The sequence below is a fragment of the Aurantimonas litoralis genome (assembly GCF_026153195.1).
GTDB classification, from domain to species: domain Bacteria; phylum Pseudomonadota; class Alphaproteobacteria; order Rhizobiales; family Rhizobiaceae; genus Aurantimonas; species Aurantimonas coralicida.
Map to the genome: position 1 here is coordinate 89,281 of NZ_JAPFBM010000002.1, position 25,258 is coordinate 114,538.

Here is a 25,258-nt window from a genome sequence, read left to right on the forward strand (position 1 = left end):
CATCGCCGGCAGGGCCTTTTCACATGGGCAGAGCGAAGGGTCGCTAACGCCTAGTCGTTCAGCGACTTGACGATGTCCTCGACCATCTTCTTGGCGTCCGAGAACAGCATCATCGTGTTGTCCTTGTAGAACAGCGTGTTGTCGATGCCGGCATAGCCGGAGCCGAGCGAGCGCTTGATGAACAGGCAGGTCTGCGCCTGGTCGACGTTCAGGATCGGCATGCCGTAGATCGGCGAGGCCTTGTCGTCGCGCGCCGCCGGGTTGGTCACGTCGTTGGCGCCGATGACGAAGGCGACGTCGGTCTGGGCAAACTCGGAGTTGATGTCCTCCAGTTCGAACACGTCGTCATAGGGCACGTTGGCTTCGGCCAGGAGCACGTTCATGTGCCCCGGCATGCGGCCCGCCACCGGATGGATGGCGTATTTCACCTCGACGCCCTCTTCCTTCAGCTTGTCGGCCATTTCGCGCAGCGCGTGCTGGGCCTGTGCCACCGCCATGCCGTAGCCCGGGACGATGATGACCCGGCCGGCATTCTTCATCAGATAGGCAGCGTCCTCGGCCGAACCCTGCTTGACCGTGCGGTCGCCCAGATCGTCGGCACCGGCCGGGCCGCTCTCGCCGCCGAAGCCACCGAGAATGACTGAGATGAACGACCGGTTCATGCCCTTGCACATGATGTAGGACAGGATGGCGCCAGACGAGCCGACCAGCGCACCGGTGATGATCAGCGCCAGGTTCTGCAGCGTGAAGCCGATGCCCGCGGCGGCCCAACCCGAATAGGAGTTGAGCATCGAGACGACCACCGGCATGTCGGCGCCGCCGATCGGCACGATCAGCAGCACGCCGAGCGCCAGCGCCACCAGGACGATCAGCCAGAACATCACATGGCTCTCGGTCACGGCGAAGCCGATGACCAGCGCCACCATCACCACGCCGAGCGCGATGTTGATGAGATGGCGCGACGGCAGCATGATCGGCTTGCCGCTCATCCGGCCGTCGAGCTTCAGGAAGGCGATGATTGAACCCGTGAAGGTGATCGCACCGATCGCCACGCCGATCGACATCTCGACCAGCGCCTGGCCGTGAATGGCGCCGACCGTGCCGATGCCGATGGCCTCCGGCGCATAGAGCGCCGCGGCGGCGACCATGACGGCGGCCAGGCCGACCAGCGAGTGGAAGGCGGCGACGAGCTGCGGCATCGCCGTCATCGGAATGCGCTTGGCGACGATCGCGCCGCCGGCACCGCCGATGGCGATACCCAGCACGATCAGCACCAGGCTACCGAAGGACGGACCGGCCAGAAGCAGCGTGGTAACGATGGCGATGGCCATGCCGACCATGCCGAACATGTTGCCCTGACGACTGGTCGTCGGGTGGGAAAGGCCCCGCAGCGCGAGGATGAAGAGCACCCCCGAGACGAGGTACAGGAAGGCGGCGAAATTCTCTGTCATCGGTCGCTACCGCCTCACTTTTCTTTTTTCTTGTACATCGCCAGCATGCGCTGGGTGACGAGGAAGCCGCCGAAGATGTTCACCGACGCCAGGATCAGCGCGATGAAGCCGAAGGTCGTCGCGATGCCAGAGGCGGAGATGCCGACGGCGAGGATCGCGCCGACGATGATCACCGAGGAGATGGCGTTGGTGACCGACATCAGCGGCGTGTGCAACGCCGGGGTCACCGACCAGACCACGTAGTAGCCGACGAAGATCGCCAGAACGAAGATCGCCAGGTGAAAGACGAAGGGATCGATGCCGGACACGGCATGGCCGACGGCGCCTGCCGCCTCGCCATAGCCTTCGCCGAGCATGCGTTCGACACCGGTGCGCGCGTCGCGGATGGCAACACTGGCATCGTTCAGACGCTGCAGCGTCGCCTGAGCGGTTTCATCGGCCATTACGCCTCTCCCCCTTCGGTCTTCTGTGCCGCGTCACTTGCCGGCGTGGCAGGTGCGGCCGGCGCCTCGGCGGCGGCGAAGTTCGGATGCACGACCTTGCCGTCGCGGGTCAGCAGCGTCGCCTGCACCAGCTGATCGTCGAAGTCGATCTTCAGCGCCTTGGTTTCCTTGTCGATCATCGTCTCGAGGAAGGTCGCGAGGTTCTTGGCGTAGAGCAGCGAGGCACTCGCCGCGATGCGGCCCGGAACGTTGAGATGGCCGATGATCTTGGCCGGTCCGACCTGCGTGACGGTGCCGGCTTCGGCACCCTCGATATTGCCGCCGCGCTCGACGGCGAGATCGACGAGCAGCGATCCCGGCTTCATCGATTCCACCATCGCACGGGTCACGAGGCGCGGTGCCGGCCGGCCCGGGATGAGTGCCGTGGTGATCACCACGTCCTGCTTGGAGATGTGCGATGCGACGAGCTCGGCCTGCTTGGCCTGATACTCCTTCGACATCTCCTTGGCGTAGCCGCCGGCAGTCTCGGCGGCCTTGAACTCGTCGTCCTCGACGGCGATGAACTTGCCGCCCAGGGACTCGACCTGCTCCTTCGCCGCCGGCCGCACGTCGGTGGCCGTGACGATGGCGCCGAGGCGCTTGGCGGTCGCGATGGCCTGCAGACCGGCAACGCCGGCGCCCATGACGAAGACGCGCGCGGCCGGAACTGTGCCCGCCGCAGTCATCATCATCGGAAAGGCCCGGTCGAACTCGGCCGCCGCGTCGATCACCGCCTGGTAGCCGGCGAGATTGGCCTGCGACGACAGGATGTCCATGGACTGGGCGCGGGTGATGCGCGGCATGAACTCCATGGCGAAGGCGAGGACGCCGGCCTCGGCCATGGCCTTGACCTCATCGTCGCGGCCATAGGGGTCCATCGCGGCAATGACCAGCGCGCCCGACTTGTATGACTTCAGCTCATCTGCCGACGGGCGGCGGACCTTCAGCACGACATCGGCGTCGCCGGCATCAGCGGTCGAACCGATGGTGGCGCCGGCGGCCTCGAAGGCCGCGTCGGTAATACGCGAATCGGCGCCCGCGCCGGTTTCCACGACGACCGTGGCGCCCAGACCGGTGAGTTTCTTCACCGTGTCGGGCGAGGCAGCGACACGGGGCTCGCCCGCCTCGCGCTCCTTTGGCACGAACAGTTTCAACGCGTAGGCCTCCCGGAATTGTATTCAGTCATGGGGCAGCCGGCGCGCGGATCGCACCGCTGGCTGCCCGAAGTCGCAACGATCGTCTCAGGCGACGAAGTAGGCGATCACCATGAGGGCGATGAAGGTGCCGAAACCGCCGATGAAGCCACCGCCGGCGAGCAGGCCGACGAGCATACCAAGCATGATCGCGATGACGGCGATCGAGCCCCACTTGGTCGCGACGAGGAAGCCCTCATAGGTCCGCTCGTGCTCGGGATAATCCATCTCGGCCGGATGATCGGTGTCGTAGGTCGGCAGGCCTGCCATTCGAAATTCTCCTGATCGTCAGTCGCTCGGCACATACACGATCCCGCCACAATGTGGCAATGGCAACCGCAATGCAGCATGATCATCCACCGATGCGAAAGCGACCCCTTCCACCTGCGACGGGCTCCGCAACCAAGCGACTGGCATACAAAAATGGCCGGCGCCCGAAGACGCCGGCCATGACGATCGCGGTTGCAATCGGCTGAGAGAGATCAGGCGACCTTGCGGTCCTCGTGACGCCCCTCTTCCACTTCTTCGATGATCTTGGCGACGAAGGCCGGGATGTCGCCCGGGTTGCGCGAGGTGATCAGCGCCTCGTGGACGACGACCTCCTGGTCGAGCCAGTTGCCGCCGGCGTTCTTCACGTCGGTCTTGATCGAGTTGTAGGAGGTGATGTCGCGGCCGCGCACGACGTCCGCCTCGATCAGCAGCCACGGTGCATGGCAGATCGCGGCGAGCGGCTTCTTGGAGTTGAAGAACTCGCGCACGAAGCTGACCACCTTCGGGTCGGCGCGCAGGGCGTCCGGGTTGATCTGGCCGCCCGGCAGGACCAGTGCGTCATAGTCGGTCACGCGCACTTCCGAGAGCGTCTTGTCGACCGTGATCTCCTTGTCCCAGTGATCCTGGTCCCAGCCCTTGATGGTGCCGGATTTCGGCGAGATCACATGAACCTCGGCGCCGGCTTCCTTCAGCTTGGCCAGCGGTTCGGTCAGTTCCACCTGCTCGAAACCGTCGGTGGCCAGAATGGCGATCTTTGATTCCTTGATGCTTGGCATGGTCGTGTCCCTTTCGTTCAGCCGAGCGCCGACACGCCATCCTTAAAGGAAGGCTGCGGACCGGCTCGGCGAGATGTGACGTTCCCCCACCAAACGGGGCCTGGGGCGCCGAGTTCCGCTACTCATCGATCTCGGACGTGTCCGGTGCGTTGAAGATCAGCGAACACATCTTGGCGTGCGGCGATGTTCCCGCGATAAGCTGTGCGAGGAGGGGCAGCCGCTAGCGGATTCGGCGGGCGTCCCGATCACGCCAACGCCAGGGGACCGGCCTTTGCGTTTCTCGGATCTCTCGCTGGTTCTTCAGATCGTCGCAGGCCTCGCGTCGCTGTGGGTCAGCTTCGCCTTCGTCGCCGTCTGCTTCGTGAATATCCTCGAAGTCCGGCGCCGGCCGACGGCCGTGCCGCGGACGGCGCGCACGATCCTGTCACTGGCTCCGGTCTGGCTATTCGCGCAGGGCTACATCGCCGCACTGGCCAAATGGTTCACCATCCGCAACGACATCAGCCTTCCGGCCCTCGGCGAACTGGTCCTCGCCCTGACGCCGGGCGTGAACGTCGTCTATGGCTGGGACTGGTTCGTCGATATCCTGTGGTTCAACGGCAAGCTGCTCGCCGCGCTCTTCGGCGGCGATTTCGGCTGAGGAGCCGAAACGCCGCCGGCCGGCTCACTCCTGATCCGGCAGATCGTCGATCGCCGCCACCGCATCGGCAATGCCAAAGCCCGCTCGCACCATGGCGGCGACGTCGCGATCGCGGCGCTCGGCGCGGTTGCGCAGCCGGTGCGGACCCAGTCGCCGGCGCCGTGCATAGGCAAACGCCGCCTGCCGATCGCTGGTCTCGTCGGCGGCGAGGAGTTCCTCCACCAGATCCCGCTCGACGCCCTTTTCCGATAGCTTGGCCGCGACCATGCGCTGCGAGGTGCCGCGCCGCCGCAGGCTGAGCACACGCGCCTCGCCATAGGCGCGGTCATCGACGAGCTTCAGCTCGACGAACTTCGCGACCGTTTCGTTGATCTCGGCCGAAAACGCGCCCGCATCCTCACCGCGCGCATGGGCCCGCCGCATCACCTTGCGCTCCAGCACCCGGCGCAGATTGGCGGTCGAGGAGGAATAGCGTTCCAGATAATGCGCCGCGGCGCGGAACAGCCATTCGCGCGTGATCGGCCGGGGCGGCTTGGGCGTATCGCCGGCAGTGCCGGCCCGTTTCGAGGTCATCGGGCCTTCTAGCCCCTGGCAAGCGGAAGCCGCAACGCTGCCGCTCGCTTGCTCCTCGCTCTATTCGGCCGCTTCTGCCATCCGTCCCGCATGGTCGAAGGCCGACAGCGCCGTCTCGCGCCTGGTCGCGGCCTCCGCAGCGAAACGCCGACGCACCGGCCCGAAGCCCTTCAGCGTCTCCGGCCAGCGGGCCAGCGCCACTGCGACGTCGTGATTGCCCGGCGAAAGCTCGGCCAGAATGCGATCGAGCGTTGCTTCGTATTGTGCTCGTTCCTCGCGCTCGGCCCGCCGCTCGGCTGTGCGCGCGAAGGGATCGAAGATCGTACCGCGCAGGCCCTTCATGGCCGCCAGCACCTTGAAGCCGGTCATCATCCACGGCCCGAAGGCGCGTTTCTTCGCGCGCCCCTTCGGCCCGGTCTCGCCCATGATTGGCGGCGCGAGATGGAATTCCAGCCGGTCGTAGCCCTCGAAGCGGTCGGAGATCTGCGCCGCGAAGCTGCCGTCCGTGTAGAGCCGCGCGACCTCGTATTCGTCCTTCACCGCCATCAGCCGGTAGAGCTGGCGCGCGACGGCGTCGGTCAGGTCGCTCCGGCCGGGCGCCATCCGCTGCTCGCCGGCCCGGACCGCATCGACGCGCTGGCGGTAGCGCTCGGCGAAAGCGGCATCCTGGTAGGCGGTCAGATCGGCGACGCGCCGTGCAATCGCCTCGTCGAGCGTCTCGGAGACGCGGCGATGTTCCAGCCGCTGGTCGCCGCTGTCCTGCGCGACCGGCATGTTGGCCGGATCATGGGCGATCGCCCGACCCCATTCGAAGGCCGAGAGATTGGCCGCCACCGCCACGCCGTTCATCTCCAGCGCCTTGCGGATCGCTGCGCGCGACACCGGCAGCGCGCCGGTCTGATAGGCCATCCCCAGCATCAGCATGTTGGCGAAGATCGCATCGCCGAACAGCGCCACGGCCAGCTGCTCGGCGTCGACGACATGCAGGTGATCGTCGCCGGCCGCCTCGCTCAGCGCCGAGATCAGCCGCCGCGTCGGGAAGGAGAAATCGACATTGCGGGTGAACTCGCCCGACAGGGTCTCGTCGCTGTTGACGACCACCTCGGTCCGCCCCGCCGCGATGGTGGCGCGCACCTTGGCCGAGGCGGCGGTCACCATGTCGCAGCCGATCACCAGCCCGGCGTCGCCGGCTGCGATGCGGATCGACTTCAGCTCCGCCGGGGTGCGCGCGATCCGCACATGACTCATCACCGCGCCGCCCTTCTGGGCAAGACCGGCCATGTCGATGATCCCGGCGCCGCGTCCGTCGAGATGCGCCGCCATGCCGATGATCGCGCCGATCGTCACGACGCCGGTGCCGCCGACGCCGGTGATGACGATGCCCACCGGCTGATCGAGGTCGCAGGCCGCCGGCTCCGGCACCTCAGGAGCCTCGTCGCTCCTGCGCGCGCCCTTCTTCAAAGCGCCGCCATGAACGGTGACGAAGGAGGGGCAGAAGCCTTCGAGGCAGGAGAAATCCTTGTTGCAGGCCGACTGGTCGATCTGGCGCTTGCGTCCGAACTCGGTCTCGACGGCGGTGACCGCCACGCAGTTGGACTGGACGCCGCAATCGCCGCAGCCCTCGCAGACCCGCTCGTTGATGATGACACGCTTGTCCGGGTCGGGAAACCTGCCGCGCTTGCGCCGGCGCCGCTTCTCGGCCGCGCAGGTCTGGTCGTAGATCAGCACCGTCAGGCCCTCGACCTCGGCCAGATCGCGCTGCACGGCGTCGAGCTCGGAGCGGTGGTGGATGGTGATCCCCGCCGGCAGACCGGCATTGCCGCGGTGCTTGTCCGGCTCGTCGGAGACGATGGCGATCCGCTTCGCACCCTCGCCCGCCACCTGCGCTGCGATCGCCGGCACGGTCAGCCCGCCCTCATGTGCCTGGCCGCCGGTCATGGCGACGGCGTCGTTGTAGAGGATCTTGTAGGTGACGTTGGCGCCCGAGGCCGCCGCCGCCCGCAGCGCCAGCGCGCCCGAATGGTTGTAGGTGCCGTCGCCGAGATTCTGGAAGACGTGGCGACGCGACGAGAAATGATGCTCGCCGATCCAGTTGGCGCCCTCGCCGCCCATCTGCGTGTAGCCCTCGGTCGACCGGTCCATGGCCTGCGCCATGAAGTGGCAGCCGATGCCGGCATAGGCACGCGCCCCTTCCGGCACATGCGTCGACGAGCTGTGCGGGCAGCCGGCGCAGAAATACGGCGTGCGCAGCGCGATCTCGGAGGTCGCCGCGGTGTGGCCGCACAAGGCTGCGAGGCTTGCCAGATGTCCGGCCAGCGCTTCGCTCGGGCTGCTCTCGACGAGGCGCCGGCCGATCGCCACGGCGATGTCGTTGGCGTCGAGCGAGGCCTTCGGGGTGAACAGCGTCCCGCCCGCCTCGTCCGTCTTGCCGATCACCAGCGGCGCATTGGCCGTGCGGTAGAGGATCTCCTTGACCTGCCCTTCGACAAGCCCGCGTTTTTCCTCGACCACTATGATCCGGTCGAGGCCGTCGGCGAAGCGCCGCACGAAGTCCGGATCGAGCGGCCAGGGCAGCGCCACCTTGCCGAGCCGGACGCCGAGATCGGCAGCCGCCACTTCGTCGATGCCAAGGCTCGCCAGCGCCTGCTCGACGTCCAGCCAGGACTTGCCGAGCGACAGGATGCCGGTCTTTGCCCCGCGCCCGCCGGAATGCACGATCAGGTCGAGCCGGTTCGCCGCGATGAACGCCCGCGCCGCCGGCAGGCGGAAATCGTGCAGCATCGCCTCCTGCTCCAGCGGATGGGCGGCGCGGCGAATGTTGAGCCCGCCCGGCGGCATGTCGATCTCGGGATATTCGAAGCGCAGGCCGGACGGGTCAGAGTGGATCGTGGCGGTCGATTCGATGTTGTCCTTGACGCACTTCATCGCCGTCCACAGGCCGGAAAAGCGCGACAGGGCGAAACCCGCCAGGCCGTAATCGAGGATCTCCTGCACGCCGGCCGGATTGAAGATCGGGATCATCGCGTCAACGAAGGCGAATTCCGACTGGTGCGCCGTCGTCGAGGATTCGCAGGTGTGATCGTCGCCCATCAGTGCCAGCACGCCGCCATTGCGCGAGGTGCCCGAGAGATTGGCGTGGCGGAAGGCGTCGCCGGAGCGGTCGACGCCCGGCCCCTTGCCGTACCAGATGCCGAAGACGCCATCGTGGCGTCCCTCGCCGCGGATCTCCGCCTGCTGCGCGCCCCACAGGGCCGTCGCCGCCAGATCCTCGTTCAGCGCCGGCTCGAAGATGATGTCGCTCTTCGACAGCACCGGCTTGGCCCGGGCGAACTGCTGGTCGAGCCCGCCCAGCGGCGAACCGCGATAGCCGGTGACGTAACCGGCCGTGTCGAGCCCTGCCCGGCGGTCCCGCGCCGCCTGCATCAGGGCCAGCCGGACGATCGCCTGGCTCCCCGACAGGAAGACGTCGCAGACGTCGAGATCGTACTTGTCGTCGAGCGAAACGGTGCGTGTGGTCATGGCGCGATGTCCTCCCCTGGCCGACATGCCGGCGAAGGATCGCCGACACGCTCCAAGCATTCTGCCTTGCTTACTGTTTTGCAGCCCGGCGCCGTCTCCGTCAAAGCCTTTCGGGATCATCCCGCGACGGACCCGGCGGGGCTGCCCGCCAGCCGGCGAAAAGCCTGTTCGTCCGACATGCTATCACCGGGTGCGGCTCTTGCGCTGCTTCGGGATTTTCCTTAACGACGGGCGAATTCCCAGGCTTCGGGCAGACTGTCGGCGCAGCGCTTTCGAGCGGCTTCGCCCGTCGAACGCGTCGCGGGGACAGAAACGGGGGCGAACCGGGCCGAAGCTCACTTCACGGCGCGCCAGGGCACCATGGGGAGATCCGGCCGGATGTCAGCTCTTCTATCGTTTTCGCGCGGCGTCGATCGCGTCACCACCTTCGTCGGTCGGGGCGTCTCCTGGCTCGTCCTGCTGGTGGTGCTGGTCAGTGCCGGCAATGCGGTGATCCGCAAGCTCTTCGACATCTCGTCCAATGCCTGGCTCGAGCTGCAATGGTACCTGTTCGGCGCCATTTTCATGCTCGCCGCGGCCTGGACGCTGCTCAAGAACGAACACATCCGCGTCGACATCGTCTCGAACATCCTGTCGAAGCGCACCCGCGACTGGATCGATTTTCTCGGCCACATCCTCGCATTGCTGCCCTTCACCGGCCTGATGATCTGGCTGCTGACCCCTTACGTCCTGCAGTCGTTCAACCGCGGCGAATATTCGCCGAATGCCGGCGGCCTGATTTTGTGGCCGGCCAAGGCGCTGCTGCTGGCGGGCTTCGTTCTCCTGTTCCTGCAAGGGCTGTCCGAGCTGATCAAGCGCGGCGCGATCCTGTTCGGCGGGATGGAGGACACCACCCCCATGGCCTCCAGCCATGCCGAGCCGGTCGAACTGGCGGCGCTCGCCCCCGACCGTCCGGAAGGCGGCACCGAACCTCCACCCCTTGATGACGACGCCCGCAACGGCGGTTCGGGAGCCATCCGATGATCGAGTTCGTCGCCCATAATCTGGCGCCGATCATGTTCGGCTCGCTGGTGATCTTCCTGCTGCTCGGCTACCCGGTGGCGTTCTCGCTGGCCGCCAACGGCCTGCTGTTCTTCATCATCGGCGTCGAACTGGCGCCGCTGTCGCCCGACATCAACCTGTTCTGGCCGCTGCTCGGCGCCCTGCCCGACCGCTTCTTCGGCGGCGTCATGGCCAACGAGACACTGCTGGCGATCCCCTTCTTCACCTTCATGGGGCTGATCCTCGAGCGTTCCGGCATGGCCGAGGATCTGCTCGATACGATCGGCCAGCTCTTCGGCCCGCTGCGGGGCGGCCTCGCTTATGCGGTGATCTTCGTCGGCGCGCTCCTGGCGGCCACCACCGGTGTCGTCGCCGCCTCGGTCATCGCCATGGGCCTGATCTCGCTGCCGATCATGCTGCGCTACGGCTACGACCGCCGGCTGGCCAGCGGCGTGATCGTCGCCTCCGGCACGCTGGCGCAGATCATCCCGCCGTCGCTGGTCCTGATCGTCCTCGCCGACCAGCTCGGTCGCTCGGTCGGCGACATGTATTCCGGCGCACTGGTGCCGGCGCTTGTGCTGACGTCGCTCTATGTCGGCTACGTCTTCATCCTGACCATGCTGCGGCCCAATGTGGCACCCGCCCTGCCGCCCGAGGCCCGCACGCTCGGCCGCGGCGTCACCTCGCTCGCCATCGCGGCGGCGGCGGCCGTCGTCATCGCCTATGCGATGACGGTCTATCTCGACGGCAAGGTCGCACAGGGCGCCGGCATCTGGGGCGCAACGGTCGCGGTTCTGGCCGTCTACGTCGTGGCCGTCGCCAACAAGGCGCTGAAGCTGCCGCTGATGTCCTACCTCACCCAGCAGGTGATCATCGTCCTGATCCCGCCGCTGGCCCTGATCTTCCTGGTGCTGGGCACGATCTTCCTCGGCGTCGCCACGCCGACGGAGGGCGGCGCCATGGGCGCTGTCGGCGCGCTCATCCTCGCCTTCGGCAAGCGCAAGCTGAACCTGTCCCTGATGACCCAGGCGATGGAATCGACGACCAAGCTGTCGGCCTTCGTCCTGTTCATCCTGATCGGCGCGCGCGTCTTCTCGCTGACCTTCTACGGCGTCAACGGCCATATCTGGGTCGAGGAACTCCTGACCTCCGTGCCCGGCGGCGAGACCGGCTTCCTGATCGTCGTCAACATCCTGGTCTTCTTCCTGGCGTTCTTCCTCGACTTCTTCGAGCTCGCCTTCATCATCGTGCCGCTGCTGGCTCCGGCGGCGGACAAGCTGGGCATCGACCTGATCTGGTTCGGCGTGCTGCTCGGGCTGAACATGCAGACCTCGTTCATGCATCCGCCCTTCGGCTTCGCGCTCTTCTACCTGCGCTCGGTCGCAGCCCGTGTGCCCTATCTCGACCGCATCACCGGCAAGCGCATGGAGCCGATCACCACGGGCCAGATCTACTGGGGCGCGGTGCCCTTCGTCTGCATCCAGATCATCATGGTCGCCCTGACGATCATGTTCCCGCAGATGGTCATGCGCTACAAGACCGAGGTCCCGCAGATGGACCCGTCCGAGATCCGGCTGCAGATGCCGTCCTTCGACGGCGGCCTCGGCCTGCCGCCGCTCGGCGGCGCATCGGGAACCGGCGGAAATCAGCAGAACAACCCGCTCGGCCTGCCGCCCCTGGGCCTGCCCCCGATCGGCCAACCCGGCGCTCCAGCGGGTGGCGCGTCGGCCCCGGCGCAGCCTGGCGCGACCGCACCCGCCCAGCCGGCCTTCGGCCTGCCGCCACTGGATTTCAATTCCGGGCTTGGCGGCGGCCAGGCTCCCGCGACGGACACCGCACCGGCAGCGCCCGCAGCCGAACCCGAAGCACCGGCCGCCCCGAGCGGCGAGCCGGCTCCGGTCGACCTGTCGCAGCCGCCGGTCATTCAGTAGCGGTCGGCGCGTGATCCCCAGCGTTGGCGGAATGACGCTTCCGGCCGCTCGCGCCGCAGGCTAGTCTCGGCCGAACCGGCCGGAGACACGCGCATGACGATCACGCCAGACCGGGCGACGGCCCTTGCCGCCGTCGCTATTCTCGCCCTTACGAGCAGCGCGCAGGCCAACGACACGACGGCCAATCTGGCGGCGGGCGGGCTGGTCTTCACCACCACCGACGCCATCGCCATGCAGCGCGAGGAGCTGTTCATCTCCGAGGAGCGCATTCGGTGCGCTACGAGTTCGTGAACGCCGGCGCCGAACCGGTGACGACGACCGTCGCCTTTCCCATGCCCGATATCCGCATCGATCCCTATGGCGGCGACGTCTCCATACCGTCGGGCAACCCGGACAATCCGCTGGCCTTCTCGACCCGCGTTGACGGCGAGCCGGTCGCCATGCGCCTCGAGCAGAAGGTCTTTGTGGGCGATCGCGACGTGACGGCGACGATGCGCCTACTGCGCCTGCCCCTCGCCCCGCAGGCAAGTTCGGCGCGGGATGCCCTCGACGCACTGCCGCCCGCCGACCGCGCCACCGTGCTCGACCTCGGCATCGCGATCGAGGAAACCTACGATATCGGCCAGGGGATGGAGACGCATCTGGCGCCCGACTGGACGCTGCGCGCCACCTATCACTGGGAGCAGACCTTCGCCCCGGGCAGGACGATTGTCGAGCATGACTACGTCCCGTCGGTCGGCGGCAGCGTCGGCGCCATGCTGGGCCAGCCATGGGCCGGTCCCGACGATGTCGCCGCCCAGCGGGAGCGCTACTGCATCGACGACGATTTCATGGCCACCGTCGAGCGGCGCACGCGGGCGGCCGGCCCCGATGCCATGCCCTTCCAGGAGCGCTGGATCGACTACATCCTTGTGACGGGCGGCAACTGGGCGGAGCCGATCGGCGACTTCAGCATGGTCATCGACAAGGGCGCGCCGGAAAACCTCGTCAGCTTCTGCGCGACCGGCGTCACCAAGATCGCGCCGACCCGCTTCGAGGTCCGCAAGCGCGACTACACGCCAACGGAAGACCTGCACGTCCTGATCCTGATCCCCACCGGCCGCTGAGTCTGGTCGAGGGCAGACGCAAAACGGCCCCGCGCGTCGCCGACGCCGGGGCCGTTTCGTAGCGATGGCTGCCGATGGTCAGGCGGCGGTGCGCAGACGGGCTTCGGCGGCCGGTGCGACCGGCGCGGCCGGCGTCTCGGCGACCCGGCCCAGAATGCCGAGCTCATAGGCGAGCGAGGCTGCTTCCGCGCGGGCCCGGTCGAGGCCCGGCGCGACCTCATCGGGCAATGTGAAGATCGTGCCGCCATGCAGGAACGGCGCCTCGTAGGCGGCGCGCTGAACGAGACCGATCGGCAGGCGGCGGGTCTCGCTGGTGCCGATGATCGCCTCGACGCTGCGGGCCACGCGGCTCGGGATCGCCGTCACGGCGCTGGCGACGAAGCAACGGTCGCGGCCCTTGCGGCCGGTTCCGGCATCGGCCGCCAGAAGCTGGTCGGTCAGAAGCGCCGAATAGGCCGACAGCGGCGAGAACCGCACCGGGATCAGCGCGTGGTCGGCAAGCCGCGCGCAAAGCCGGATCATCTCGCCCTCGTCGCCGGCGTCGATGATCGCTGCGTCGCCGCGGCGGCGCGCCGCGCGAACGAGCTGCTCGATGACCAGCGGATCATTGGTCCGCTCCACCGTCACCTTGGCAGGCAGGCCGGCCTGTGCCCAGGCGGCCAGATCGCCGTCGCGCGCGGCGTCGATGACGATGACCGGGATCTCGGCGGCCGCAGCGACGCCCGCGAGCGTCATGGCCAGGGTGGACGTGCCGGAGGTCTTCAGGGAGCCGACGGAAATGACAGGGATCATGGGAAAGCCTCGTAGCGGAACGCGAAGCGATCATTGTCCCGACATGGTTAACAGCCGGTTAACGAACCGGCCGCGGCTTAATCATTCGGCAAGGAAAAGGCCCGGCGCGCTGTCGCACCGGGCCTTCGGTCTCGGATCGGATCGTTGAGCGATCAGTTGCCCTGCGGCACCAGCGCACCTTCGCGCTGCTTGATCATCATGAAGGTGTCGAAGGTGTATTCCGCCACCTGCTGCCAGAGATAGGTATCGTTGCGATACGCAACCATCGAATCGTAGATCTTCTTGAAGGCCGGATTGCTGCCGTTGATCTCGGCATAGACCTCCTGCGTGGCGTCGAAGCTCGCCTGCATGATCTCCTGGCTAAACGGACGCAGCTGCGCGCCGCTCTGGACCAGCGTCTTCAGCGCCGTCGGGTTCTTGTAGTCGTATTCCGACAGCATCTCGAGCGTGACGGCGCGCGACGCGGTGGCCAGGAGGCTCTTGTAGGCCTCGGGCAGCTTGTCGTACTCGGCCTTGTTGGAGAAGAAGCACAGCGCCAGGCTACCTTCCCACCAGCCGGGATAATAGTAGAACGGCGCGACCTTGTAGAAGCCGAGCTTCTCGTCGTCATAGGGGCCGATCCATTCCGCGGCGTCGATGACGCCCTTCTCCAGCGACGGGTAGATGTCGCCGCCGGCAATCTGCTGCGGCACCACGCCGAGCTTCTGCAGCGCCTGGCCGGCGAGACCCGCAATGCGCATCTTCAGGCCGTCGAGGTCCTGGACCGTGTTGATCTCCTTGCGGAACCAGCCGCCCATCTGCGTGCCGGTGTTGCCGCCCGGCAGATACTGCAGGCCCTCGGTGTTGAAGAACTCGTTTAGGAGACCGAGGCCGCCACCGTAATAGAGCCAGGCGTGCAGGCCGCGGGCGTTCAGCGTGAACGGCACGGTGGCGCCCAGCGCGTAGGTCGGGTCCTTGCCGACATAGTAATAGGATGCGGTGTGGCACATCTGGACGGTGCCGTCGCTGACCGCGTCGGCGGCCTGCAGGCCCGGCACGATCTCGCCGGCCGCGAAGACCTGGATGTCGAAATTGCCGTCGGTCGCCTCGCGCACGAACTTCGCCATGTCCTCGGCACCGCCATAGATGGTGTCGAGGGATTTCGGGAAGGACGAAGTGCAGCGCCACTGCACCTTCGGCGTCGACTGCGCGATGGCCGGGGCCGCGAGGGAGCCGGCGCCGGCAACGCCCAGGGCGCCGACGGTGGAATTCCTGATGAACTTACGACGATCCATATCGAACAAGACCTTAGACTGCGCCAGGGGACACGGGGGTCCGGCGCTGGGGAGTGAACGTCTGGCCTCGGGCCGGTGCGAGCGGCCGTCCATGCCAGCACGACAATCCCGCCGGCGGGTGCCGACGGGCATCACGGTCGGACAACGGCCCGCCACGGCGGGTGCCATGGCGGGCCGTTGTCCGGAACTATCGATCGGCGCCGCCTCGGGCGGCACGCGACCTTTCGATCAGAGCGCGCCTTCGCGCTGCTTGACCATCATGAAGGTGTCGAAGGTGTATTCGGAGATCTGGCTCCACAGATAGGCGTCCCGCTTGAAGGCGTTCTGGCTCTCCAGAAGCTTGCGGTAATCCTCGTTCTCGGAGGCGATCTCCTCGTGGAGTTCCTGCGCGGCCGCGAAGCTCGCCTGCATGATCTCCTGGCTGAACGGACGCAGCTGCGCGCCGCCCTCGGCCAGACGCTTCAGAGCCAGCGGATTGCGATAGTCGTAGCTGGCCATCATCGAGCAGTTCACCGCCCGGCTGGCCGCGTTCAGCATCGCCTTGTAGCTGTCCGGCAGGCTGTTCCACTTGTCGGCATTGACCATCAGGTGCAGCGCGGCGCCGCCTTCCCACCAGGCCGGGTAGTAGTAATACGGCGCCACCCGGTAGAAACCGAGCTTCTCGTCGTCATACGGACCGACGAACTCGACGGCGTCCAGCGTGCCCCGCTCCAGCGCGGCATAGATGTCGCCCGCCGCGATCTGCTGCGGCACGACGCCGAGCTTCTCCACCACGCGGCCGGCGAGACCGGCGATGCGCAGCTTCAGACCCTTCAGGTCCTCGACGCTGTTGATTTCCTTGCGGTACCAGCCGCCCATCTGCGCGCCGGTATTGCCGGCCGGCATCGCATAGACGCCGCTCTTGGCGTAGAATTCGTTGAGCAGCTCGTTGCCGCCGCCCTCGTAGAACCAGGCGTTCTGCTGGCGCGCGTTCAGGCCGAACGGCACCGCCGTGCCGAAGGCGAAGGCCGGGTTCTTGCCGACGTAATAATAGGACGCGGTGTGGCCGAGTTCGACCGTGCCGCCCTGCACGGCATCGAGCACCTGACCGCCCGGCACGATCTCGCCGGCGGCGAAGAGCTGGATGTCGAACTGGCCGTCGCTGATCTCGCGCACATGGTTGGCGAGAGCTTCGGCCGTCCCGTACAGCGTGTCGAGCGACTTCGGGAAAGACGAGGTGAGGCGCCACTGGATCTGCGGGCGCTCCTGCGCGATGGCGGGAGCCGCGAGGCTCGACGCGCCAAGGCCGGCCACGCCGGCGCCGATCGCGCCCTTGGCCGCACCACCGATGAATTTGCGTCTGTCCATGAGAAGCCTCCCCGAATGCAAGGCGCCGCCTCGTCGGCGGCGTGAATCCATGCTGGCCGGGTCCTCCCGCCAGCCGTCGCGCGGGATCGTAAGCATCGAGGATCAAAAGGCAAGCGCGCATCGCGATGCTCACGGCGCCCGGCCGCGAAGGCCGCCGGTACGAAGCTCCCGCCCCGCGCCTCAGCCCTGGAGCTGAAACGCCTCGAAACGGTGCAGCGCCTCCTCGATCGGCTGCTTGTGGCGAGACGGCTCGCCCTCCCCTACCCAACTCCATTGCTGCGTCAGCAGCCTGCCTTCGGCGCGGTCGGTCTTCAGGTCGATGGCCGCGACGATCCGGTCGCCGACGAGAACCGGCAGGGCGAAATAGCCGAGAACCCGCTTCTCCTTCGGGACATAGGCCTCGAAGCGGTGCTCGTAATCGAAGAACAGGGCCAGGCGCCGGCGCTGGATGATCAGCGGGTCGAAGGGCGACAGGACATGGACCACCGGCGCGGTCGCCTCGGGGATCGTCGTCAGCGTCTCCGGCTCGGCCCAGTGCTCGACCTTGCCGGCGTCCTCCACCGCCACCGGGACCAGACGCCGGCTGCTCACCCGCGCCTCGATCAGCTCGCGGATTGCCGGCTTGCGGCCAGCGGAAAGATGGCAGACGGAATCGAGGCTTACGAGCCCCTGCGCCCGTAGCGCCCGGTCCAGCATATAGGCGGCGACCTGGCGCTCGCTCGCCGGGCGCGGCCGCCGCTCCCAGCCGAAATGCCGGTCCATCAGCTCGTAGGTCTTCAGCATGCCGGTGCGTTCGCTGACCGTCAGCGCGCCGGTGTAGAACGCCATCTGCAACGCCCGCTTCGAGGGCTTGCGGCTGGCCCAGGCATGATCCTTCTCGACCAGCACGTCGTCCTCGATATCGCGGATCGACAACGGCCCTTCCTTGCGGATGAGGGTCAGCACCTTCTTCAGGTCGGCAGGGCTCACGCGCTCGAACCAGCGCGACGGCGCCTCCCGGTGCCGTTTCATTTCCGGCAGGAAGAAGCGGATGTCGCGGGTCGGGACATAGGACAGGGCGTGCGTCCAGTATTCGAAGACGCTCTTGTCTAGGCTCTGGGCCCGGTGCAGATCCGCCCGGCGATAGCCGGGAATGCGGCTCCACAGGATATGGTGGTGGCAGCGTTCGATGACGTTGATCGTGTCGATCTGAACATAGCCGAGATGTTCGACGGCGGCGCGGGTTGCGTCCGGACCGTCGCCGAACGGCGCAGCGACGTCCAGCCGCTGGGCACGCAGCCAGATTCGCCGGGCTTCGGCCTTGCTGAGGGGAACTGGCGGTCGGGAGGCAGGCGGCATGGGGCGGGGCAGTCTCTCGGCGGGCAAAGCGGCGGGAGGCAAGTCTAGCCTTCGCCAACGCTCCATTGCCAGCACGGTTGCCGCAGCCGGGCCACCCGGAAACCCGGCGTCATGGCCGCGTAGCGAGCCAGATGACATGGCGGGCGCCGCGCTTCTTCTGCCGGGCCCGCACCTTGACCTCCTCCACCGCAAAGCCCGTGCGCTGCAGCCGGGTGGTAAAACTGCTGTCGGGTCCCGACGACCAGACGGCGAGAACACCGCCCGGCCGCAGCGCCGCATAGGTCCGCGCCAGGCCCTTGGTGTCGTAGAGCCTGTCGTTCTCGCGGCGCGTCAGCCCTTCGGGGCCGTTGTCAACATCCAGGAGAATGGCGTCGAAGGCTTCCTTCTTCGCGGCAATCAGCTCGCCGATGTCGCCCTGCGAGATCGAAACGCGCGGATCGTCGAGGCAACCGTCGAACAGATCGGCCATCGGCCCCCGCGCCCAGGTCACGATCGCCGGAACGAGTTCCGAGACGGTCAGGCGGACCTTCGGCCCGGCGACGGCGAGCGCGGCGCGCAGGGTGAACCCCATGCCGAGCCCGCCGATCAGCACATGCGCCTCGTCACGGTCGGCGATCCGCTCCTGCGTCAGCGTCGCCAGCGCCTCCTCAGACCCGCTGAGCCGGCTGTTCATCAATTCGATGGTGCCGACCATGATCGAATATTCGGTGCCGCGGCGCGACAGCTTCAGCTGGCCGCCACCCGGCACCTCGGCCGTATCGAGACGTTCCCAGGGGATCATGCGTCACTCATCGTTCGGGCGGTCAAAGGGCTGTTCGTGCACGCGCGCTAGCACAGCCCAGCCGGTTTGGCGAAGGCCGATCAGGTGCCGCAGAAGGTCTGCGTGACCCGTTCCTCGGCCCGCGGCGCCTCGGCATAGGCGGCATACTCGGGCTGATCGTCATAGGGGTTGGCCAGCACCGCGAGCAATTCCTCGAAGGGCGCGTAGTCCTGCCGCTCGACCGCCGCGACGATCGCCGCCTCGACCCGATGATTGCGCGGGATGAAGGCCGGATTGACCCGCCGCATGGCAGCGGCCCGCTCGCCGGCCGGCCGGGTCTCTTCGGACAATCGCGCACGCCAGCGCGTCGCCCATTCGTCATAGGCCGCCGGATCGTCGAAGAGCGCCGGAACGCCGGCATCCGCGTTCTCGCTTACCGCCGCGTCGCAGAGGCGGCGGAATGTCAGCGTGTAGTCGGCGGTGTTCGCGGCCATGCGCTCCAGGAGATCCTGCGCCAGTTTCAGATCGCCCTCGCGCGCCTCGCCGATGCCGAGCTTCGCCTGGAGCCCGCCGACATAGGCGGCGTTGAAGCGGTCCGAGAAGCCGGACAGCGCGTCGCGCGCCTTGGCGATCGCCGCCTCCTCATCCGTGTCGATCAGCGGCAGCAGCGTCTCGGCAAGCCGCGTCAGGTTCCACAGCGCGATGCTCGGCTGGTTGGCATAGGCGTAGCGGCCCTGTCGGTCGATGGCGCTGAAGACCGTGCCGGGATGATAGGCGTCGAGGAAGGCGCAGGGGCCGTAATCGATGGTCTCGCCGGAGATCGCCATATTGTCGGTGTTCATCACGCCGTGGATGAAGCCGAGATTGAGCCAGCGCGCCACCAGTTCGGCCTGCCGGCCGGCGACGGCTTCGATCAGCGCCAGATACGGATCCTCGGCTTCCGCCGCTTCCGGATAGTGGCGGGCGATCGCATGGGCGCTCAATTCCCGCAGCGCCGCCTCGTCGCCGCGCGCGGCGAAATACTGGAACGTGCCGACCCTTATGTGGCTCGATGCCACCCGCGTCAGGACAGCGCCGGGCAGCAGCGTCTCGCGAAACACGCTCTCGCCCGTGGTCACGGCGGCGAGCGCCCGCGTCGTGGGAACGCCCAGCGCCGCCATCGCCTCGCTGACGATATATTCCCGCATCACCGGCCCGAGCGCCGCGCGCCCGTCCCCGCCACGCGAAAACGGCGTGCGCCCCGCACCCTTCAGCTGCAGATCGCGCCGCCGACCCGCCGTGTCGACCACCTCGCCCAGAAGGATCGCCCGGCCGTCGCCGAGCTGCGGCACGAAATGCCCGAACTGGTGCCCGGCATAGGCCATGGCGATCGGCTCGGCGCCCTCGGGCAGTCGCTTGCCGGCCAGCATGTCGACGCCCTCGGGCGTTTCCAGCATGTCGGCATCGATGCCGAGTTCGGCAGCCAGTGCGCGATTGACCTTGATCAGCTGCGGCGCGTCCACGACGGCCGGCGCAACCTGCGCGTAGAAGTCGGCCGGCAGACGGGCGTAACTGTTGTCGAAGGGGATCTGGGCGTTCACGGGCCGCTCCGTGGTCTGGGCGATCACGGCGTCCGGCGGCGGCTGCAGTCTCGTTGCAGCACGCGGCGCCTGCGCCGGTCACAAGATGGCGGCGCCATGTCGCCAGGATCATGCGCGCGCCCTGACCCGCACATGGCGTCCGCCCGGCCCGATTTCCAGACATCGCGTGGCCGGGCACAGATGATGTCGGCCATCCTGCATGGCATCGCCGGGCGCCGGCACATGCCGGGCCCGGCCATGATCAGCGCATCGGGCTACATCGTGCCGTTGCGCTGCTGGATCATCATGAAGGTGTCGAAGGTATATTCGCTGAGCTGCGCCCAGAGAAAGGCGTCCTTCTTGAAGGCAAGCTGGTTCTCGTAGATCTCCTTGAACTTCGGATTCTCGGCGGAGATCTCGGCATAGGTCTCCTTGGCCGCGTCATAGGCCGCCTGCAGGATATCCTGGCTGAACGGCCGCAGCTGCGCACCCTGCTGCACTAGGCTCTTGATCGCTGCCGGATTCTTGTGGTCGTAGGACGCCATCATGTCGCAATTGGCCGCCTGGCAGGCGGCACGCACGATCTCCTGATAGTGCTTGGGCAGCCCGTTCCACTTCTCCAGATTGATCATGGTGTGCAGCGCCGGGCCGCCTTCCCACCAGCCGGGATAATAATAGAACGGCGCGACCTTCACGAAGCCGAGCTTCTCGTCGTCATAGGGCCCGATCCATTCGGCGGCGTCGATGACGCCCTTCTCCAGCGACGGATAGATGTCCCCGGCCGCGATCTGCTGCGGCACCACGCCGAGCTTCTCGATGATCTTGCCGCCCATGCCCCCGATCCGCATCTTCATGCCCTTGAGATCGTCGAGGGTGTTGATCTCCTTGCGGTACCAGCCGCCCATCTGAACGCCGGTATTGCCGCAGGGCAGACCGTAGAGCCCCTCGGTCTCGAAGAACTCGTTCATCAGCCGCGTGCCGTCGCCGTAATAGAGCCAGGCGTTGGTCTGGCGCGCGTTGAGGCCGAAGGGCACCGCCGTGGCCAGCGCATAGACCGGGTTCTTGCCCCAGTAGTAATAGGATGCCGTGTGGCACATCTCGGTGGTGCCGGAGGCGGCGGCATCGGCGGCCTGCAGCCCCGGCACGATCTCGCCCGAGGCGAAGACCTGCACGTCGAACTTGCCGTCCGATGCGCCCTTGATGAAGGCGGCCATGGTCTCGGCGGCGCCGTAGATGGTGTCGAGCGACTTGGGGAAGGACGAGGTGCACCGCCAGGTCAGCTGCGGGCTTTCCTGCGCAATGGCCGGCGCCGCGAGCGTCGAGGCCGCGGCCGCGCCGAGGCCGGCACCGCCCGCCTTCTTGATGAAAGAACGACGATCCATATCATACCCTCCACTTATTGTTCACATCGCAGAACAATTCTGCCGACCGGAAGTCACGGCGATCATTCCTCCCGATCGCACCCGACATTTACTGATTAGCTTACTGGGAAGATCGGCGAAAGCACCGCGCGCGAAAGCGCATTCCGGCCCAGCCTTGGTAGCGTCATCGCCTGCGGCAGCACGGCATTCGACATTCGGCGGCCGTCACCTTATCTGCCGGGAAACCCTGTCGCCGAAGGCCCCTCCATGACCGCCTTACCCATCCTCGTCGCCGTGCCCGCCGACGTTCGCAGCTTCGAGAACTATGACTGGCACGCGACGCCCGACACCTATCTGAAGGCGCTGACGCGGGTCGCGGGCGCCACCCCGGTGATCGTGCCGGCCCTGTCCGGCGAATTCGACGTCGATGCCCTTCTCGAACAGGTCGACGGGCTGCTGATGACGGGCTCGGCCTCCAACGTGCACCCCGATCGCTACGGCGTCCCGCCGAGCCGGGCCCACGAGCCCTTCGACCCGGCCCGCGACCGGCTGACCGAAGCGATGATCCGGGGGGCTTTGGCTGCCGGCGTGCCGATGCTGTGCGTCTGCCGCGGCCATCAGGAACTCAACGTCGCCCTGGGCGGAACGCTGGCCACCGAGATCCAGGAGCTGGATGGCCGCATGGATCATCGGGCAACGCCCAACAAGGACCAGCGCGAGCGCTATGCCACCCGCCACGCCGTTGCGGTGACGCCGGGCGGCGTGCTCGCCGGCATCGTCGGCAGCGACGAGATCCGCGTGAACTCGCTGCATCGGCAGGCGATCGACCGCTTGGCCGAAAGCCTCGCCGTCGAGGCGAGCGCCCCGGATGGCACCGTCGAGGCCGTCTCGGTCGAGGGCGCCAAGGCCTTCGCCCTCGGCGTCCAGTGGCACCCCGAATACTGGGCGGAGACGGACGCTGCCTCCACCGCGATCTTCAAGGCCTTCGGCGATGCCTGCCGCGCCCATGCGGCGCAGCGCGCCGACGCGCGCCGATGAGCGAGTTGACCGTCTGGTTCGATGGCGGCTGCCCGCTCTGCCGCCGCGAAATCGCGATGATGCGGCGGCTCGACACCGCGCAGGCGATCGACTTCATCGATGTCGATGATGCGAGCGCCGATTGTCCGATCGACCGCGGCGACCTGCTGGCAAGGTTCCATGCCCGCGAGGACGGCACGCTTCTGTCGGGCGCCGCCGCCTTCGCGGCCATGTGGCGTGCCATCCCGGGCCTGCGGCCCTTGGGCCTCGCCGCCCGCAACGGCGCCGTCCTGTGGGTGCTCGAACGCGCCTACCGGCAGTTCCTGCGGATCAGACCGCGCCTGCAAGGGATGGCCCGGCGCGCGGACAGTTCCGCCCGCGTCTAGAACGAGGCGAAAGTCAAAGAAGCCGTGCCATCAGGTCTGCTGCACGATGCCTCGCCAGAGGATCGCGCGGGATCACACGGTCTGCAGCGCACCGCCGAGCAGAAGCAGGCCGACCAGCATCAGGAACAGTGCGCCGGCGATTTCCAGGCCGGCCCCGATCCAGCGTCCGCGAGCTCCGTCGCCGCCGAAGCGCAGCGCCGTGCCCTTGGCGAAAACGGCGAGGGAGGCGATGGCGGAAACGGTGATCGCAGTGCCCAGCGCCATGGCGAACACCGAGAGAATGCCGCCGAGATACAGGCCGTTGACCAGCCCGAAGGTCAGAACGACGATCGCGCCCGAACAGGGTCGCAGCCCCACGGCGATCACCGCGGACAGGGCCGAGCCCAATGTCATCCGGTCGTTCAGCGCCTTCGGATCGGGCATGTGGGACCGCCCGCACCCGCAGAGTTCCGCATCGTCGGTACAGATCTCCGCGGCAAATCCCGACGAGGCCGGCTGCATCAGCGGCGCCGATCGGGTCCGCTCGGGGGCCGCGAAGGCAAGGCTTCCGACCGCCCCGCCGCTTCGCGAGGCTGCGAAACCTCCCGGCGATGCAAACGCAAGCGCGCCGCCCGTCGGCCGCATCCGCCGCGCCAGCGCGACAAGCTTGCGGATCAGGAGCCACGCACCGAAGCCGGCGATCAGGGCGTAGGAGGCGATTTCCAGAAGATCGGTGGCGTCGGTCATCGACACCGCGGTGCCGCGCAGCAGGAACCAGCCGGCGCCCACGACGACGATCGCCGAGAGCGCCTGCACCAGCGAAGAGGCGAAGGAGAGGACGATCCCGCGGCGCAGCTGCACCTCGTTGGCCAGCATGTAGGCCGAGATCACCGCCTTGCCGTGGCCCGGCCCCGCGGCATGGAACACGCCGTAGACGAAGGACAGCCCGACGAGGAACGGCAGCGCCGCGCCATCGGTCTTCAGCGCCACCAGCGCATGGCGCAGCGAGGTGAAGAACTGGCGCTGATAGACGGCGATCTCGGTGAAGATCGCGCCAAAGAAGCCGCTGGATGGCTGCGCCGTCACTTCGGCGCTGCCGATGCCGAGCGATGATTTGGCCAGCGCCGGCTCCACCGCCATCGCGGCGAGGAGCGCGGCGCAGAGGACGATCAGCTGGCGGCCGCGCACGACACCTCCACCCGCGTCGCCAGCGCCTGCGAGTAATTGATGCCGTCGTCAGGAATGCTTTCGTCGGGCCCGAGGCTCGCGACCGATTCCATCCATTCCTTAGCGGCGGCATCCTGGTCCGGCACGACCAGCTGCTTGGCGCAGCTCTTCGGCATGTCGATCATCAGGAAGTCGTCGGCGCTGGTGAAATCGAAGGCGACGAAGAAGGTCTCGTCGAAATTCGACACAGTCAGCTTCGACTTGGAAAGATCGACGGCCTCAGTGGCCGGCATCTCGAAGAACATCAGCAGCTGGCCGTTCTCCCAGAGGGTGCGGATCTCGTCCGGCGGCGACATCGCGACCTTCTTTCCGTCGGCCTCGACGAAGGTGTAGAAATCCCACTCCGCGATGGATTCCTTCACGGTGTCGCCCACCGCGACGAGTTCGCCATCCTCAAGCTGGCCATTGGCGTTGGTGTCGAAATCGACCAGCACCGACGAGGAGAAGAGCTCGTCCATGCGCCAGATGTTGCGGATGGCCCCAAGGTGTCCGTCCGGCGTGCCGACGATCTCGACATTGGCCTCGGCGAAGACATGCGGATGGGCAGCAGCAATCGTCGGCGTCAGTGACACCGCCATCACTGCCAGCGCAGCAGCCAAACCTCGGTCGATCATCGCCATCCCTCGTGAAGTCCCGCCAACCAGAACAGGACAAGCATGGCCGAAATTTGAACCGGGAGGCTTTCGCGAAGCCGAAGCCGTCAGCGCAGGACGAGGACCTGGGCGCCGACATGCACCCGTTCGAACAAATCCTTCACGTCGGCATTGCGCATCCGGAAGCAGCCGGACGACGCGGCGCTGCCGATGGAGTTCGGCGAATTGGTGCCATGGATGCGGTAGGCACCCCAGCCCAGATTGATCGCGCGCTCGCCCAGCGGGTTCTTCGGACCGGGCCCGATCGACTGCGGCAGCCGAGGGTTGCGCGCACGCATCGAGGGCGTCGGCGTCCAGGTCGGATGCTCGCGCTTCTTCGACACCCAGCTCTTGCCGAACCATTGCTCGCTCGGCTTGCCGACGGCGATGTCGTAGACCAGCGCCCGGCCGCCGCCGGTCACGAGGTAGAGCTTGCGCTCCCCGGTCTTGACGATGATCGTGCCGGAATCGTGCTCGGCCGCGAAACTGATCTCGCGTGCCGCGCCGCCTGCAAGGCTGTAGGCGGGCGACGACGCGGTGGTGAGAACGACGGCCGCGAAGGCCGCGAGAAGGGCGCGGTTTTGCATGCCGCGAGACTAGCCCG

General features: G+C 67.2%; 22 protein-coding genes and 1 pseudogene. 6 read left to right on the forward strand and 17 right to left on the reverse strand.

The window, feature by feature from the left end; genetic code table 11:
- Positions 1 to 50: 50 nt before the first annotated feature.
- The 5 genes from N7I30_RS05360 to N7I30_RS05380 all read right to left on the reverse strand — a co-directional run bounded on the left by N7I30_RS05360 (position 51) and on the right by N7I30_RS05380 (position 4,172).
- Positions 51 to 1,451: an NAD(P)(+) transhydrogenase (Re/Si-specific) subunit beta gene (locus tag N7I30_RS05360; RefSeq protein ID WP_024349035.1), complete on the reverse strand. Its 1,401-nt coding sequence runs from the start codon at positions 1,449 to 1,451 to the stop codon at positions 51 to 53.
- A gap of 14 nt (positions 1,452 to 1,465) precedes the next feature.
- Positions 1,466 to 1,894 carry a proton-translocating transhydrogenase family protein gene (locus N7I30_RS05365; RefSeq protein ID WP_009208550.1) on the reverse strand — a complete coding sequence of 143 codons (429 nt, stop codon included), beginning with the start codon at positions 1,892 to 1,894 and terminating at the stop codon, positions 1,466 to 1,468.
- A complete protein-coding gene (locus N7I30_RS05370; RefSeq protein WP_498637263.1) occupies positions 1,894 to 3,087 on the reverse strand; it encodes a Re/Si-specific NAD(P)(+) transhydrogenase subunit alpha in 1,194 nt (397 codons plus the stop codon). Before N7I30_RS05370 ends, N7I30_RS05365 begins: the two co-directional genes overlap by 1 nt.
- An 87-nt stretch (positions 3,088 to 3,174) precedes the next feature.
- Entirely contained in the window at positions 3,175 to 3,396 is a 222-nt protein-coding gene (locus tag N7I30_RS05375) for an aa3-type cytochrome c oxidase subunit IV (RefSeq protein WP_024349038.1), read from the reverse strand.
- A 212-nt stretch (positions 3,397 to 3,608) separates the two neighbouring features.
- The gene (locus N7I30_RS05380) at positions 3,609 to 4,172 is read right to left on the reverse strand and encodes a type 1 glutamine amidotransferase domain-containing protein (protein ID WP_187390342.1); all 564 of its coding nucleotides are present in this window, start codon (positions 4,170 to 4,172) and stop codon (positions 3,609 to 3,611) included.
- A gap of 271 nt (positions 4,173 to 4,443) precedes the next feature.
- Between N7I30_RS05380 and N7I30_RS05385 the strand changes: the two genes are divergently transcribed.
- On the forward strand, positions 4,444 to 4,812 hold the full coding sequence (locus tag N7I30_RS05385) for a hypothetical protein (RefSeq protein ID WP_498637266.1): 369 nt from the start codon (positions 4,444 to 4,446) through the stop codon (positions 4,810 to 4,812).
- A 24-nt stretch (positions 4,813 to 4,836) separates the two neighbouring features.
- Here N7I30_RS05385 and N7I30_RS05390 read toward each other — a convergent pair whose 3' ends face one another.
- Together N7I30_RS05390 and N7I30_RS05395 are read right to left on the reverse strand one after the other, a co-directional pair.
- Positions 4,837 to 5,385, reverse strand: a complete 549-nt coding sequence (locus tag N7I30_RS05390; RefSeq protein WP_498637268.1) for a regulatory protein RecX — start codon at positions 5,383 to 5,385, stop codon at positions 4,837 to 4,839.
- 60 nt (positions 5,386 to 5,445) lie between these two features.
- A complete protein-coding gene (locus tag N7I30_RS05395; protein ID WP_498637270.1) occupies positions 5,446 to 8,904 on the reverse strand; it encodes an indolepyruvate ferredoxin oxidoreductase family protein in 3,459 nt (1,152 codons plus the stop codon).
- 378 nt (positions 8,905 to 9,282) lie between these two features.
- On the opposite strand from N7I30_RS05395, the gene N7I30_RS05400 reads away from it, so the two are divergent.
- From N7I30_RS05400 to N7I30_RS05410, 3 genes and pseudogenes are all read left to right on the forward strand, one after another.
- Entirely contained in the window at positions 9,283 to 9,927 is a 645-nt protein-coding gene (locus tag N7I30_RS05400) for a TRAP transporter small permease subunit (protein ID WP_498637272.1), read from the forward strand.
- Positions 9,924 to 11,876 carry a TRAP transporter large permease gene (locus tag N7I30_RS05405; RefSeq protein WP_498637274.1) on the forward strand — a complete coding sequence of 651 codons (1,953 nt, stop codon included), beginning with the start codon at positions 9,924 to 9,926 and terminating at the stop codon, positions 11,874 to 11,876. Before N7I30_RS05400 ends, N7I30_RS05405 begins: the two co-directional genes overlap by 4 nt.
- A gap of 93 nt (positions 11,877 to 11,969) precedes the next feature.
- Positions 11,970 to 12,982, forward strand: a pseudogene (locus tag N7I30_RS05410) (DUF4424 domain-containing protein).
- Between the two features lie 78 nt (positions 12,983 to 13,060).
- Here N7I30_RS05410 and N7I30_RS05415 read toward each other — a convergent pair.
- From N7I30_RS05415 to N7I30_RS05445, 7 genes are all read right to left on the reverse strand, one after another.
- Positions 13,061 to 13,774 (reverse strand): P-loop NTPase family protein, encoded by a 714-nt coding sequence (locus tag N7I30_RS05415; RefSeq protein ID WP_187390349.1) that lies wholly within the window; start codon positions 13,772 to 13,774, stop codon positions 13,061 to 13,063.
- Positions 13,775 to 13,926: 152 nt separating this feature from the next.
- Positions 13,927 to 15,048: a TRAP transporter substrate-binding protein gene (locus N7I30_RS05420; protein ID WP_370193399.1), complete on the reverse strand. Its 1,122-nt coding sequence runs from the start codon at positions 15,046 to 15,048 to the stop codon at positions 13,927 to 13,929.
- Positions 15,049 to 15,276: 228 nt separating this feature from the next.
- Positions 15,277 to 16,395 (reverse strand): TRAP transporter substrate-binding protein, encoded by a 1,119-nt coding sequence (locus N7I30_RS05425; protein ID WP_498637276.1) that lies wholly within the window; start codon positions 16,393 to 16,395, stop codon positions 15,277 to 15,279.
- Positions 16,396 to 16,575: 180 nt separating this feature from the next.
- On the reverse strand, positions 16,576 to 17,733 hold the full coding sequence (locus N7I30_RS05430; RefSeq protein ID WP_498637278.1) for a winged helix-turn-helix domain-containing protein: 1,158 nt from the start codon (positions 17,731 to 17,733) through the stop codon (positions 16,576 to 16,578).
- A 109-nt stretch (positions 17,734 to 17,842) separates the two neighbouring features.
- On the reverse strand, positions 17,843 to 18,514 hold the full coding sequence (locus N7I30_RS05435; protein WP_009208538.1) for a spermidine synthase: 672 nt from the start codon (positions 18,512 to 18,514) through the stop codon (positions 17,843 to 17,845).
- Between the two features lie 80 nt (positions 18,515 to 18,594).
- Positions 18,595 to 20,073: a protein adenylyltransferase SelO gene (locus N7I30_RS05440; protein WP_498637280.1), complete on the reverse strand. Its 1,479-nt coding sequence runs from the start codon at positions 20,071 to 20,073 to the stop codon at positions 18,595 to 18,597.
- Between the two features lie 254 nt (positions 20,074 to 20,327).
- Positions 20,328 to 21,434: a TRAP transporter substrate-binding protein gene (locus N7I30_RS05445; RefSeq protein WP_277020332.1), complete on the reverse strand. Its 1,107-nt coding sequence runs from the start codon at positions 21,432 to 21,434 to the stop codon at positions 20,328 to 20,330.
- A gap of 246 nt (positions 21,435 to 21,680) precedes the next feature.
- Between N7I30_RS05445 and N7I30_RS05450 the strand changes: the two genes are divergently transcribed.
- Both N7I30_RS05450 and N7I30_RS05455 read left to right on the forward strand, forming a co-directional pair.
- Complete coding sequence (locus N7I30_RS05450; RefSeq protein ID WP_498637283.1) at positions 21,681 to 22,451, forward strand: gamma-glutamyl-gamma-aminobutyrate hydrolase family protein; 771 nt, start codon at positions 21,681 to 21,683, stop codon at positions 22,449 to 22,451.
- The gene (locus N7I30_RS05455) at positions 22,448 to 22,816 is read left to right on the forward strand and encodes a thiol-disulfide oxidoreductase DCC family protein (RefSeq protein WP_498637285.1); all 369 of its coding nucleotides are present in this window, start codon (positions 22,448 to 22,450) and stop codon (positions 22,814 to 22,816) included. Before N7I30_RS05450 ends, N7I30_RS05455 begins: the two co-directional genes overlap by 4 nt.
- A gap of 72 nt (positions 22,817 to 22,888) precedes the next feature.
- Here N7I30_RS05455 and N7I30_RS05460 read toward each other — a convergent pair whose 3' ends face one another.
- The 3 genes from N7I30_RS05460 to N7I30_RS05470 form a co-directional block, all read right to left on the reverse strand.
- Positions 22,889 to 23,935 (reverse strand): nickel/cobalt transporter, encoded by a 1,047-nt coding sequence (locus N7I30_RS05460; RefSeq protein WP_498637823.1) that lies wholly within the window; start codon positions 23,933 to 23,935, stop codon positions 22,889 to 22,891.
- Positions 23,936 to 23,964: 29 nt separating this feature from the next.
- Positions 23,965 to 24,636, reverse strand: coding sequence for a DUF1007 family protein (locus N7I30_RS05465; protein ID WP_498637287.1), 672 nt, complete (start codon positions 24,634 to 24,636; stop codon positions 23,965 to 23,967).
- A gap of 86 nt (positions 24,637 to 24,722) precedes the next feature.
- On the reverse strand, positions 24,723 to 25,241 hold the full coding sequence (locus tag N7I30_RS05470; protein WP_024349057.1) for a L,D-transpeptidase: 519 nt from the start codon (positions 25,239 to 25,241) through the stop codon (positions 24,723 to 24,725).
- Positions 25,242 to 25,258 lie beyond the last annotated feature (17 nt).

Excerpts from the sequence above, each read along its gene's own strand:
- N7I30_RS05360 (WP_024349035.1), bottom strand. The coding sequence starts at position 1,451 with ATGACAGAGAATTTCGCCGCCTTCCTGTACCTCGTCTCGGGGGTGCTC.
- N7I30_RS05365 (WP_009208550.1), bottom strand. The coding sequence starts at position 1,894 with ATGGCCGATGAAACCGCTCAGGCGACGCTGCAGCGTCTGAACGATGCC.
- N7I30_RS05375 (WP_024349038.1), bottom strand. The coding sequence starts at position 3,396 with ATGGCAGGCCTGCCGACCTACGACACCGATCATCCGGCCGAGATGGAT.
- N7I30_RS05380 (WP_187390342.1), bottom strand. The coding sequence starts at position 4,172 with ATGCCAAGCATCAAGGAATCAAAGATCGCCATTCTGGCCACCGACGGT.
- N7I30_RS05390 (WP_498637268.1), bottom strand. The coding sequence starts at position 5,385 with ATGACCTCGAAACGGGCCGGCACTGCCGGCGATACGCCCAAGCCGCCC.
- N7I30_RS05395 (WP_498637270.1), bottom strand. The coding sequence starts at position 8,904 with ATGACCACACGCACCGTTTCGCTCGACGACAAGTACGATCTCGACGTC.
- N7I30_RS05400 (WP_498637272.1), top strand. The coding sequence starts at position 9,283 with ATGTCAGCTCTTCTATCGTTTTCGCGCGGCGTCGATCGCGTCACCACC.
- N7I30_RS05405 (WP_498637274.1), top strand. The coding sequence starts at position 9,924 with ATGATCGAGTTCGTCGCCCATAATCTGGCGCCGATCATGTTCGGCTCG.
- N7I30_RS05415 (WP_187390349.1), bottom strand. The coding sequence starts at position 13,774 with ATGATCCCTGTCATTTCCGTCGGCTCCCTGAAGACCTCCGGCACGTCC.
- N7I30_RS05420 (WP_370193399.1), bottom strand. The coding sequence starts at position 15,048 with ATGGATCGTCGTAAGTTCATCAGGAATTCCACCGTCGGCGCCCTGGGC.
- N7I30_RS05425 (WP_498637276.1), bottom strand. The coding sequence starts at position 16,395 with ATGGACAGACGCAAATTCATCGGTGGTGCGGCCAAGGGCGCGATCGGC.
- N7I30_RS05430 (WP_498637278.1), bottom strand. The coding sequence starts at position 17,733 with ATGCCGCCTGCCTCCCGACCGCCAGTTCCCCTCAGCAAGGCCGAAGCC.
- N7I30_RS05435 (WP_009208538.1), bottom strand. The coding sequence starts at position 18,514 with ATGATCCCCTGGGAACGTCTCGATACGGCCGAGGTGCCGGGTGGCGGC.
- N7I30_RS05445 (WP_277020332.1), bottom strand. The coding sequence starts at position 21,434 with ATGGATCGTCGTTCTTTCATCAAGAAGGCGGGCGGTGCCGGCCTCGGC.
- N7I30_RS05450 (WP_498637283.1), top strand. The coding sequence starts at position 21,681 with ATGACCGCCTTACCCATCCTCGTCGCCGTGCCCGCCGACGTTCGCAGC.
- N7I30_RS05455 (WP_498637285.1), top strand. The coding sequence starts at position 22,448 with ATGAGCGAGTTGACCGTCTGGTTCGATGGCGGCTGCCCGCTCTGCCGC.
- N7I30_RS05460 (WP_498637823.1), bottom strand. The coding sequence starts at position 23,935 with ATGGCGGTGGAGCCGGCGCTGGCCAAATCATCGCTCGGCATCGGCAGC.
- N7I30_RS05465 (WP_498637287.1), bottom strand. The coding sequence starts at position 24,636 with ATGATCGACCGAGGTTTGGCTGCTGCGCTGGCAGTGATGGCGGTGTCA.
- N7I30_RS05470 (WP_024349057.1), bottom strand. The coding sequence starts at position 25,241 with ATGCAAAACCGCGCCCTTCTCGCGGCCTTCGCGGCCGTCGTTCTCACC.